At 47.2% G+C, this 12195-nt stretch carries 11 protein-coding genes; 7 read left to right on the forward strand and 4 right to left on the reverse strand.

The window, feature by feature from the left end:
• Positions 1 to 90: 90 nt before the first annotated feature.
• Positions 91 to 717 (forward strand): response regulator, encoded by a 627-nt coding sequence (locus ACO08K_RS07440; protein WP_421795760.1) that lies wholly within the window; start codon positions 91 to 93, stop codon positions 715 to 717.
• A gap of 66 nt (positions 718 to 783) precedes the next feature.
• On the forward strand, positions 784 to 2424 hold the full coding sequence (locus ACO08K_RS07445) for a RagB/SusD family nutrient uptake outer membrane protein (protein WP_421795761.1): 1641 nt from the start codon (positions 784 to 786) through the stop codon (positions 2422 to 2424).
• A 64-nt stretch (positions 2425 to 2488) separates the two neighbouring features.
• Here the strand turns inward: ACO08K_RS07445 and ACO08K_RS07450 are convergent, their stop codons facing one another.
• Complete coding sequence (locus tag ACO08K_RS07450; RefSeq protein WP_421795762.1) at positions 2489 to 3382, reverse strand: CorA family divalent cation transporter; 894 nt, start codon at positions 3380 to 3382, stop codon at positions 2489 to 2491.
• Positions 3383 to 3578: 196 nt separating this feature from the next.
• Between ACO08K_RS07450 and ACO08K_RS07455 the strand changes: the two genes are divergently transcribed.
• Positions 3579 to 4157 carry a GxxExxY protein gene (locus ACO08K_RS07455; RefSeq protein WP_421795763.1) on the forward strand — a complete coding sequence of 193 codons (579 nt, stop codon included), beginning with the start codon at positions 3579 to 3581 and terminating at the stop codon, positions 4155 to 4157.
• A gap of 144 nt (positions 4158 to 4301) precedes the next feature.
• Here the strand turns inward: ACO08K_RS07455 and ACO08K_RS07460 are convergent, their stop codons facing one another.
• Positions 4302 to 5735, reverse strand: a complete 1434-nt coding sequence (locus tag ACO08K_RS07460) for a hypothetical protein (RefSeq protein WP_421795764.1) — start codon at positions 5733 to 5735, stop codon at positions 4302 to 4304.
• 215 nt (positions 5736 to 5950) lie between these two features.
• On the opposite strand from ACO08K_RS07460, the gene ACO08K_RS07465 reads away from it, so the two are divergent.
• From ACO08K_RS07465 to ACO08K_RS07480, 4 genes are all read left to right on the forward strand, one after another.
• Positions 5951 to 7039, forward strand: a complete 1089-nt coding sequence (locus ACO08K_RS07465; protein ID WP_421795765.1) for a hypothetical protein — start codon at positions 5951 to 5953, stop codon at positions 7037 to 7039.
• Between the two features lie 86 nt (positions 7040 to 7125).
• Positions 7126 to 8727, forward strand: a complete 1602-nt coding sequence (locus tag ACO08K_RS07470; RefSeq protein WP_421795766.1) for a PepSY-like domain-containing protein — start codon at positions 7126 to 7128, stop codon at positions 8725 to 8727.
• A 74-nt stretch (positions 8728 to 8801) separates the two neighbouring features.
• Positions 8802 to 9317: a hypothetical protein gene (locus tag ACO08K_RS07475; protein WP_421795767.1), complete on the forward strand. Its 516-nt coding sequence runs from the start codon at positions 8802 to 8804 to the stop codon at positions 9315 to 9317.
• Positions 9318 to 9374: 57 nt separating this feature from the next.
• A complete protein-coding gene (locus tag ACO08K_RS07480) occupies positions 9375 to 10151 on the forward strand; it encodes a hypothetical protein (RefSeq protein WP_421795768.1) in 777 nt (258 codons plus the stop codon).
• 63 nt (positions 10152 to 10214) lie between these two features.
• On the opposite strand, the gene ACO08K_RS07485 is transcribed toward ACO08K_RS07480, so the two are convergent.
• Positions 10215 to 11138, reverse strand: a complete 924-nt coding sequence (locus ACO08K_RS07485; protein WP_421795769.1) for a hypothetical protein — start codon at positions 11136 to 11138, stop codon at positions 10215 to 10217.
• 27 nt (positions 11139 to 11165) lie between these two features.
• Positions 11166 to 12173, reverse strand: a complete 1008-nt coding sequence (locus ACO08K_RS07490) for a succinylglutamate desuccinylase/aspartoacylase family protein (RefSeq protein ID WP_421795770.1) — start codon at positions 12171 to 12173, stop codon at positions 11166 to 11168.
• Between the last annotated feature and the right edge of the window lie 22 nt (positions 12174 to 12195).

Here is a 12195-nt window from a genome sequence, read left to right on the forward strand (position 1 = left end):
AATATAGCCTCACCCCATGACTTTAGTCGTGGGAATCATGAGAAGGAGGCCATCCATAACTTTATCCATACGACGCTAAACATACTACCAATGCAATACACCATAAACGTAACCCTCATCGAAGACGACGAAACCATCCGCGACAGCTATGCCTATCTCATCGGTGGCATGGAAGGTTACGCCGTGATCAGTACCTACGCCTCCTACGAAGACGCAGCGAAAAAGCTCCACACTGACGCTCCCGATGTCATTTTGCTCGACATCGAACTACCCGGGCTCAATGGCATTGATGCCCTTCTCAAAATCAAAAAAATTCTGCCCAACACCCCGGTGATCATGCTCACGGTTTACGAAAACGAGCACACCATTTTTGAGGCCCTGGTCAATGGTGCCAATGGTTACCTCACCAAAGATGCGAGTCCCCAAAAGATGGTCGACGCCATCAAAGAAGTGATGGAAGGTGGCGGTGCCATGAGCGCCAACGTAGCCCGTTTGGTCATCAAATCCTTTCACCGCAACCAAAACTCGCCCCTCACCCGGCGCGAAACTGAAATCCTGGAACAAATTTCCCTCGGCAAAAGCCGCAAACGGATTGCAGAAGAAATGTACATCGACATGGAAACTGTGAAGTCGCACATTAAAAATATTTACCTGAAGTTGGATGTACACTCCAAAGCCGATGCCATCAAGATGGCCAAAGACAAGCGCTTCATTTAAACTTAAGTTGCAGGAAATTAAAATGAGCAATAAACGTTAGATTTGCAGATTAAAAGAAGGACTGGAATGAAACTAGTATTACGCGTATTGCTCTTCCTTTTGGTGGTGATTGGTTTGGTAACCTGTGAAAAACTGGAAGAGAACCTGCTCGAAGGCCCCATCGAACTCTCCACTCAAGAACAACGTTTCCTCACTGAAAATGACTGCGATGGTGCAGTCCGATTGTGCTACAACGCCCTTGCCTTCGACGATTGGTGGCAAGTACACTTCTGGCGCCTCTGCAATGATGCAGCTACCGACGACGCCTGGGTAGGCGATACCGTCAAAAATTACGACATCAACCCTCCGCGTATTTCCAACAATCCGCTGGATTCCAATAAAGCCCGCAACGATACCATTGCAGCCCCCCCTTTCAAACGCCGTGTTGAAATCATGCAAGCTGGCCATTACACCCTGGACACCCGTGGCGAGCGTTTGCGCGATTTTTACCAGTCCAATTTCAAAGGTATTTTCCTCTGCAATAGTGCCATTTCGGGGCTGAGCACTTCGAAAATTGCTGAAAATGTAAAAAACAGGTTGACGGCTGAAGCAAAATTCCTGCGGGGCTTTTATTATTTTGAACTGGTCAAAAACTTTGGTGGCGTGCCCGTCATCACCTCCGTGGTCACCACCGAGTACCTGGATACCATGACCAGAGCCTCCGTTTCCAAAGTGTACCGCCAGATCAAGCAGGATATGACCGAAGCGGCGGCAGTGCTGCCTACTTTGACCGAACAAAACGCCAAAGACCGTGGCCGTGCGACCCAAGGCGCAGCCCTCGCTTTTTTAGCCAAAGCAGAGTTGTACGATGGAAACTGGGCAGCAGCATTGGCTGCCGCCAAAAAGGTCATTGAAGCTGGCGACTATGCTCTGGAGCCCAACTTTGGTGAGCTATGGGACCCCAGCAATGTCAATAGCCGGGAGTTTATCTTCAGCATCGGAACCGGAGTGTGGGCCTTCAATGCTTTTGGCAATCCCATCCCACTCATGTGTGGCACCCGCGCCGAAAAAGGATGGGGCTACTTGTGTCCAACCTCCAATTTGGAACAACATTATCTCCTTGATCAGGACAGTGTACGCCTCAAATGGACCATCATCAAACACCAACAACCCGTTCCTGGCGATACCACCAAACGTTTCAACGCCCGCCCAGACGTGAGTAAATCGGCCCGTTTTAGTCGAAAACTGTATACGCCTTCTCAGCAACGTTTTGGCGGATCAGGCACCAAATTGCCCAATAACCTGATCTTTATGCGCTACGCCGACCTGCTGTTGATAGCTGCCGAAGCCGCATACCATACCAACAACACTGGGATTGCCGTAGAGTACCTGGGCCAGGTGCGCCAACGGGCCAAACTTAACCTAAACACTGGGCTTAGTGGAACCGAATTACTCAATGCAATCTACAAAGAACGCCGCTCCGAATTGGCCTTTGAGGGGCATCGCCTTTTTGATTTGCGGCGCACCAAGCGGCTTGACCAGGTCTTCGGCCTCAACGGAGCTTTCGTACGACACAACCAGGGCGGTACCGATTTTTACGAAACCAGCAATAAAAGAGAAAAACAGGATAAGGGGGTCAAATACACTGCCAACAAACACGAGCTTTGGCCGATTCCGCAGGATGAGTTGAATCGGAGAAGGGGGTTGAGGCAGAATCCGGGGTATTAAACGTAATAAGTGATGAATGATAAGTGATGAATTCACGGACAATTCATCACTTATCATTCACTTTTTACATCCACTTCTTTCTTTTAAACCACACATAAATCACTACAATAATCACCAGCATCAGTCCTAGGCTCGCCGGATAACCCCATACCAGATCCAATTCCGGCATGTGCTTAAAGTTCATCCCATAAATGCCCGCGATAAAGGTCAAGGGCATAAAAAAGACCGAAAAGATGGTGAGTACCTTCATCACCTCATTGGTCTTGTGGGCCGAGATGGAGATGTAAATGTTCAGGAGGTTGGAGACGTCTTCGTGAATTTGTTCGTAGTTGCTGTGCAACTTCAGGGTCAGGTCTTTCAAGTCCTGAATAAAGGGATTGGAGTGGGTATCGTGGTGCACTTCCGCAATGACTTTTTCAGTCAAAGTCAGCAGTTTTTTGTTCACACTCACCATGCGCCGCAGGTGGTACAGTTTTTCCTCAAACTTGCCCCGCGAGTGCCGGGCAAAAATAGCCGTTTCAATTTTGTCCACCTCGTCATCCAGGTATTGCGCCGGGCCTGAGTAGGTGGATACCGCGTACCAAATCACCCGGGTCACTACATCGCAAGGTTTTAAATGGTGTCCTTTTACCAGGTAACGAGTCACAATCTCCTCAATGTAAGGTTGGGGCAAACGGTGAATGGTGATGATGCAGTCATTGGTGTAAAACAGCGCGATTTTGCTGGTTAGGTCTTGTACTGAGTGGGGAGTTTCCAGTTCCTTGGGGTTGTAGGAGCGCACAATAATGAAACGCGCTTCCCCATCTATCTCAAACTTGGGCAAATGATCCGGCTCCAAACAATCCTGCACCGTGTAGGGATGCAAATGGAACCGGGAAGCAATGTCCAAAAGTTGCTCTTTGGTGGGCTGTGTAACGTCCAACCAGGTAAAACTGCCTTGGTAGATGGTTTTTTCCACTTGGCGATATTTTTTGATGCAAGCTAAGAAAAAAGTTGGGAAAGGTTAAAGAGGCTGGGGCAAATACGAATAACGATTTAAATGCTTTCATCTTCCGGTTGTAAAATTTATATTAAAAAATAATATCCCAAGTTTCCAAGGAATTACTCAATCCAATCGCCCAAATTTGCCCTAGTCAAACCCCGTCAAAAGTGCCTTGATCAACCCGCGCTCCTCTCCTACCTTGCTGCTTCAATCAAGTGCTTATGTCCACTTCAAAAACTTAGCCGCCTTCGGCGGTTTTTACCACAAAGGCACGAAGACACAAAGACACAAAGAAAGCGACACTTCAGCGCTATGCGCTTCACTTTCATTATTTTTACATTCAATTTTCACATTGAACATGAACGATCAAAAATTATCAGACGAAGAAGAATACATTGGCAAAGCAATTGTCCATTCCGCATATTTGGTACATTCTACTCTCGGGCCAGGATTACTTGAAAAAATTTATGAAACCTGCCTCACTCATGAATTAACCAAAGCTGGTTTAGTCGTTGAAAGGCAGGTAAATGTGCCAATAGTATATGATAATATCGTTTTTGAAGAAGGACTAAGATTGGACCTCTTGGTCAATGGCGCAGTTGTAATTGAACTCAAGGCTGTTGATACGATTCACCCGGTTTGGGAAGCCCAAATCATCAGTCAGCTTAGATTAACCGACCTAAACCTGGGCTATTTGATCAATTTTAATGTCGCTTTTATCAAAAATGGCATCAGGCGATTCCGCAACTAATTCTTTTTAGTCTTTTTCCCTTGCGTCTTAGCGTCTTTGTGCCTTCGTGGCAAAAAAAATCCGCCGTAGGCGAGTTCTAAACTCATACTTGTGAACGTGAAGGTTTAGTAACGGCATTAATGCAGCAGAACCGGCGAGGAACGATCAGTTTTGAGGAGGTGAATGGGGAGGAGAACAAACTTTCTTCCCCAGCATCTCCAACAACCAGCCCCGATCCGTCAACAACTGCACCCCCTGCACCTTTTCCCGCAGTGCTTCCATTTGTTCGGGTTTGCGGCGGATGAGCTGAAACAACAGTTCACAAAAATTGAGGTAGGTTTGTTTGAGCGCACTGGAAATTTGGCGATTGCGCTTCAAAAAAATGGTAAAGGCCGCCAGGAGGGAGAGCAATGATTTGCTCGCACCAGATTCGTAGTAAAGTTTTGCCAGGAGCACCCTGGCCCCCAGGTAATAATTCAAATCCGAGTAGCTCACCTGATTCAATAAGGTTTGTGCCTCGTCAATCCGCCCGGTATAGTAGTACAATTCGGCGCGATTGAAGGCAAGGGCATCGGCGCGGAGTTCGCTGGGCAGGCGCTCGGCATACCGTTCGATGAACAGTTCAATCTCGGCGAACTGTTGCAAACGCAGCGAAAGTTTCACTACATTGGTAAAGGTCCAGGGCGAAATCTCCTTGCCATCCAACAGTAGTCCCCGCTCTAGTCCATGGTGGTACAGGTTCAAGGCTTCCTGTACGAACTGCCCTTTGCCCTGGCGAATTTTTCGGGCGCAGTAATTGATGGCAAACAAATACACATCGCGTAGGGTACTCCCTTCCCCCCTTTCGGCCAGGATACTTTCCCGCAGGGTAGCAAAATGCTCTTCCTTGTCCTCTTCCTGGAGGGCTTTCAAAATCACGTAGTGCAATTGAATGAGTGGCTCGCCAAAAAAATTGCGAGACAACAAATGCTCCACCCAGGCTTCTGAAATCCCGGTGTCGTATTCCCCTTGCAAAATGGCCTGCCGATCCAGCATCACACAGGCATATTGTAGTTTTTGTAAAAAATAATAAGCATCCAGCCCATCAGAAGAATGTTGCAGGGTAAGGTCGAAGCGGCGTTGGCGGCTGCGCTGGAAAGCTAGTTCGTTGGTGTTCAGCCAATGCAGGCGTTCTTTGAGGTAGGGTACATCGTGGGTTTGGGCTTTGGCAAAACGCGCCTCCAGCCGACGGTTGAGTTCCTGGAAGTTTTTATCCAGTTTTTTTTCAGACAATACTTCGTGTAAAAGCAAATCGGCCAAAGCGCCCGATTGGAATAGCTTTTCCAGGGTCCAGAATGACTCGATCAAACCCACTGCATCGCTGCACCAATAGCGCCATTGTTTGTCAATAAAAGTTTGTCCAGGAAAAAGCTGTGCCCAAACCCGCTCCTTTTCCAACTCCGCCTGTTGGTAGTTGGGCCAAAAACTCAGCAGGTGTAGCAAAAGCTTTTCACAGGCTTCATTTTGTCGGAAATAGCCCGATTGAATGAGGCTGCGCAGTTTTTTTACTTCCTCTGCGCTCAATATTTGTAGGTTCAGGTAGAGTTTTTTCTTTTCCAAAAATTGACAAATTTTAATTTCAAGTTAAATAAAAATATAAATTAAAACCAAAACACTCAGTAAATATAGCTATAAAATAATTGACCCTGTCCAAAAACATTGATTTAAATCACCGACAAAGCATCAAAAATGTAATCTAAGGAAGCTTGACAATGTATACTATTTGCCCCTACCTTTACGCTATGATTTGAACGAGACGAAAAAACCAGCACTCTATGAAATACATTCTTAGCATCTTCATCAGCCTCACGCTCGGGTTCAGTGCCCAGGCACAAATTATGTGGCCCGGTGATGCTAACAACAGCGGTAAAGTAAACGCCGTTGATTTGCTTTATGTAGGTTTGGCCTACAACGCCAAGGGGCCAGTCCGCAACAATGCCAGCACAAGTTGGCAAGCACAAAACTTTACGGCCTGGTCCCAATTTTTTTCCAATGGTTTGAACTACGCCTACGCCGACGGCAACGGAGATGGTGAGATTGATGAAAAAGACAGCAAGGATGCCATTGAACCCAATTTTGGCCTGACCCACGGAGTTGTACGCGGTGATGGTTTTGCCAAGGGCATCAAAAGCCAGGCCCCCCAACTCAAGCTCAGTACGGCCCAAAACATCATCGCCCCCGGTTCAACCATCCTGGTTGATGTCAATCTTGGCGACGCCAGTAAGCCCGTTGATTTTTATGGCCTGGCCCTCCAAATGGGGTATACCAACCGCCTGGTCCGCCAAACTAATTTTGAAGACGAAGCAACACCCTGGTTCGAAGGTACCGGAGAAGACAGCAAAGACCTCTACGTAGACCCGGGCAATACCGGCCAGGCAGAACTCGCCATCACCCGCACTAACCAAAAAGTCGTCACAGGTTTTGGGCGTATGGGCAAAATCAAGCTGGTCATCGAAGACATCATCGTTGGTCGTCCAGTGGATACCTTACGCATCACCATTGATAGTGTACTGATGGTTGATCAAAATTTTAAATCGACGGCCATTGCCCACGATACCCTGATCATTTTTGTAACCAATAACCCCAAACTGGTAGGGGTCAAAAACCTACAGCAAGATCCGGAGCTGGTAAAAATCAGTCCCAACCCTAGTCGTGGAAAATTCTGGGTGGAAACACCCCTAGACATCCAACACTGGGCCTTGTACGATCAGCTAGGGCGGGGCATTCCCATCCGCCTCCAACAGCATCGTCCCGGACAATGGAGCATCGATGCGGGCAATAATCCGCCGGGTGTATACCTGCTGAAGGGCAGTGGTGAAACAGGTTTTGTCAACAAATCGCTTATTCTAACGCATTCATATTGACTGATTATGTAGTGGGTTAGCTTGGCTCATCCGTGAGCCAGGCACCTTTTTTACATCGGTCAAACATCCAAAAAAAAATCAAAACAATGAAAAAGTTCTTTTTCGCGTGGTTCATCACCGCGCTTGCCGTAGGCATGTCTTCTTGTACCAAAGAATCCTTAACTGTATCAGCCGAAGAGCTGTTCAAACTGGATGGCAGTGTCAACGTTTTTTGTTCTGGAAAAACAAGTGCCTCAATCTCTAAACTCCCAATCGCAGCGCAGGAATACTTGCAAAAAAACTACAGTGACTTTACCATAGACGATGAGGTTTATGTCTTTACGCAGGATAGCTCCTTGTTTTATGGGGTGGAGCTAAAAAAAGTGGGTGTTGAGAAAAAAATCCTCTTCAACGCCAAAGGAGAATTGATCAGCATTGGCGACGACAACGAGCGCAGCGAGTACTACCTGGCGGACAAAATTCCAGCCAACATCAAGGCTTACCTACAGGAAAAATTCCCCAATGTGAGCATCAAAGAGGTGGAATTAAAGCACGAATACGGCTTAGTAGCCTTCAAAATTGAATTGAGCAACGACGTCAAGATCACTTTTTCCAAGGCCGGCGAAATGTGGTGTCAGGGCAAAGGCAGTGATGACAACTCGAGTGGCGATGACAACAGCTCAGGCAATGACGACAACAACAACGGCCATGGAAATGGCAGCGGAAATTCTGGGGGCACTGACGACAACAGCAACAGTTCTAGCAGCATCAGCCTGACCACCATTCCCGACTCCCTCAAGCAGTTCATCACCAGCAAATATCCTGGCTATGTAGCTTATGAGGCTGAAAAAGAAGACCTCTGCGATGGCATGTATGTATTAAAAATTGGGGTCAAAAAAGGCAGCGACGAACTACACCTGATGTTTGACCTCAAGGGCAAATTCCTCTTCGACGCGATTCGGATTAGTGCAACTAGTCTTCCCGCAGCTGTAAGCAATGTCTTGAAAACCAAATACCCTACTTACACCTTCAAAGACGACAAATCCATCGAACAACTGCGTTACCCTGATGGCAGCAAACGTTACTATGTACGCTTGCGTTCCAGTGCAGGTAAGGATTTGCGCCTGATGTTGGGAGCTGATGGTAGCCTGGTTTGCCAAAAAACCAGTTCCAGCAGCAGCGACGACAACACTGGCGGCAGTGGCTCTGGATCAGGTAGTGGCACTGACGACAACAGCAACAACGGCGGCTCAGGTAGCAATAGCAGTGGCAACTCTGGTGGAAGCGACGACAACAACAACTCAACCGTAAATGTATCGACGACCATCAAGAATTTTGTAAGCAGCAAATACGCGGGATACACCATTTACGAGGTAGAAAAAGAAGACTGGTGCGACGATCAATACTTGATTGAAGTGGGCATCAAAAACGGCAGCAAAGAAGTCCACCTGGTATTTGACCTGAACGAAAAATTCCTTTTTGAAGCCAAACGGATTGGAGAAGCAGCGCTGCCCAGTGCTGTGGCCAACGCCATTAAGACCCAATTCTCAGGTTACAAAGTGAAAGACGACAACGACGTAGAAGAACTCACTTATGCCGATGGCAGCAAGCGCTACTACGTGCGCCTACGCAAAAGCAGCGGTGGCGGCGGCTCCGATGTACGGGTGATGTTCAACGCCAATGGTACTGTGTTCTGTCAGAAGAAGTAATAAGTTTTCCTAATTAATCAATAGGAACCTGTGCGATTAGAGCAACGGCGCACAGGTTCTTTCAAATCGTCAATATGAAAAAGTTATTTGTTCAAATCATTCCAACCTTGTTTTCTCTGGTTTTGATTTTTGCATCTTGCAGCAAAGATGACACAAGCCCATCCGGAGACGACAGCAATACCAGTACTACCAATGTATCCGCTGGCATCAAGTCCTACGTTTCCCAAAACTACGCCGGTTACAGCATCTACGAAGTAGAAAAAGAAGACTGGTGCAAGGATCAGTACACCATCAAGGTGGGCATCCAAAAAGGCAGTCAGGAACTCCATCTGATATTTGACCTCAATGAAAAATTTGTGTTTAAAGCGATCCGTATAGCCGAAGGGCAACTGCCAGCCGCCGTATCCAGCAATATGAGCAAACTGTTTGCAGGTTATGAAGTAAAGGACGACAACGACGTAGAAGAACTCCAATATGCCGATGGCAGCAAGCGGTATTATGTACGCTTACGCAAAAGTAGCGGCGGTGGTGGTTCCGATGTAAGGGTGATGTTTCAGGCCAATGGCAGTGTTTTTTGCCAAAGAAATTAGAAGCTGTTTGAGTACAATTGCTTAAATTCAGGCTTGTTCAGCTTGAACAAGCTTTTTATGGAAAAACACAAAACTACTATGGTCTCCAAACACTTTTTCATTAAAGCATCAGCCATCAGCCTGGTGCTGAGTTTGCTGATTTTTGCCTGCAAACAGGAATACATCTACATCGGTGAAGTAAATCCTGGGTCCCAGGATACGACCAGCACCGGAGGCACTGGAGGAACCGGAGGAGGTACGGTAACAACAGGCAAACCCTGCTCCCCGGATTCAATCTACTTCGAACTGTCAGTATTGCCGATTCTGCGCTCCAATTGCGCCTTGTCGGGTTGCCATGATGCCGTTTCCCGCGAAGAAGGCATCATCCTCGACTCCTACGCCAATACCATCAAAACAGGTGGCATTCGAGTCAATAGCCCTGCCAGTAGCAAAATATACTCCTCGCTCAACAGCACCCGCGAACGGATGCCACCACCGCCCATGGCAGCCTTGAGCGATGCAGATAAAGCGAGTATTTTGAAATGGATTCAGCAGGGCGCCAAAAACCTGACTTGTGATGGGGTCTGTGATTCTACCCAAACCAGTTTTAAGAACAATATTTTGCCCATTGTTACTTTGCAATGCAAAGGTTGCCACAGCGGTACGGCTGCTTCGGGCGGTGGAATCCTGTTGAGTACTTTTGCGGAGATCAAAAAATACGTGGATAATGGCAAGTTTTTGGGCAGTCTGGTGCAATCTCCAGGTTACAGTGCCATGCCTAAAAACGGCAAACTACCGGATTGTGACATTCGCAAAATCCGCAACTGGATTCGGCAGGGTGCTTTAAATAACTAGTGAGTGTATTTATAATAGTTTTTCTTGGAGCGCCTTCGTGATACGATGATCACGAAGGTGCTTTTATTTCCAGTCGTCTTCATCCAGGCCATCTAACCAGCCAGTAATACTATTGCCGATGCGGTTTTCCTCCAATCTGGCTGATTCTGAACCTGCGATGATGTTACCCCTCTGAATGTCTTTTTTATGGCGGCTCCAACGGCCCATAATATTTACCAAAATATCATTATCTAGCCCAATCTTTAATTCTGCAAGTTCCAAGGCTTCATCAATCTCCCCTAGGGTTATCTGTTTTTTAAGTTTTTCTTTGAATTCAGCCAAAGAACCAGGCAAAAGCTTCACTGGGGCAACCACTCCAGCTTTGATGAGCTGGATTTTTTTGGTAAAATCAACATTCCCATACACGCCCCAGGGCATGGGGGATTCGGGCTTATCCCCTGGTCTGCTGATGATCGCCCGGCTAAAAGTCGCCTGTTGAATATCGGCGGCATCCAATAAGGATTTGGCCATTTCAAAGGCCCCTTCCAAAGTTTGATTTTCCTGAGTGAATGCAGAGTAAAAGGCTTTGGCAAAGGTAAAGGCGCGTTGATCATCCACTTTGGTTGCGGTGGCGATCACGGCTATGTCTCGGTCAATACCATCCATGATTTTGCTTACCATCCCTTGGGTTGAACAGCCGTTGAGGAAGATGATTTGCAGATTAGACATGCCTTTCAACAACTGGATGAATTGCTCGATGCCCTGATTGCGGTTTTCCAACTCCAGGTGCAAACTATCGGCATGCCCACCGTAATGAAAAACGGTAACCTGGTCGTGGAAAACAGTCATGGCATCAAAGAGGTCATCAGTGGTCGCATTGCTGATGATCTCGTAGTCTATTTTATCTTTTAATCCCAACAAAATCTTGCGCAACTCGGAGGTTTCTTTTTTGAGGAATTCCAGGTAGTTGTCTTGTTTGTTGGAAAAAGCCAGCAATACAAAAGGCATGACAATTGTGGATTTAAAGTGTGGGGATTAAATTTTCTTCTTCGTTCTTGGTTTGTTGGGGTTGAAAGCAATGTGAAACAGAGCATCACCCTGATTCACCACCGGGGTATTATTGTGGCCAATGATGAAGCCACTTTTTTTGGTTTTGACCTGGGTCCGTTCTTCGCCGAATGGATCGGTGATGTACGCGATGACTTCATCTTTTTTCACTTGTTCACCCGAGCATTTAACCCAATGAAACATCCCGGCACGGGGAGAACGCAACCAGGTGGCGTCCGCAAAATGCTTACTTGCTTCAGCCGCAGGAGCGTCACTGAGTATTCCCTTGTGCATCATCACCCGGCGCATGCCCAACATCCCTTGTTGGATCGAAAATTCATCAAAGCGCAGATTTTCTCCTCCTTCAAAAACCACAATGGGTTTGTTGAGCTCCACTGCTGTACGTCGCAAGGATGATTTGATGGACTTGCCTGCAATGGTAATGGGTGCTGCAAAAGCTTGAGCCAGTTCAAAACTCGGTCCGTGTTCAGTAGTATAACGCACTTGTGGGTAATTGTAATGTCCACGGCCTCCCGTATGAAAATCAATGCCAAAATCAATAACCGGCAAAATTTCCCGGGTAAAAACTCTAGCTACACGGGAAGCCAAAGAACCGTTGGCATTGCCTGGAAAATTGCGGTTCACATCTTTCCCGTCAGGTACATCCCGCGAGAAATTGATGAATCCGTATACATTCAACAATGGGATAGCGATGACAGTTCCGGCATGAAGGTGATTAAAAACACCTTGTTCAACCGAGCGGCGGACAATTTCTACGCCATTCACCTCATCGCCATGCACCCCGCCCAATACCAACATGCATGGCCCTACCCGCGGGCCTCGATACACATGCGCCTTGATGGAAATAATGTTGCCAGATGGAATCCGCCCCACCGGAATTTTGATCACAGCATACTGCCCCGCTTCGATGAGCGTATTGTAAATTTTGATTGGTTTGCTTTGGGTGGCTTTGCTGCGGGAATAACCTGTGTTCATTGATGTCTCGGATTGCGGATTG

The organism is Haliscomenobacter sp., assembly GCF_965225875.1.
Classification (GTDB): domain Bacteria; phylum Bacteroidota; class Bacteroidia; order Chitinophagales; family Saprospiraceae; genus Haliscomenobacter.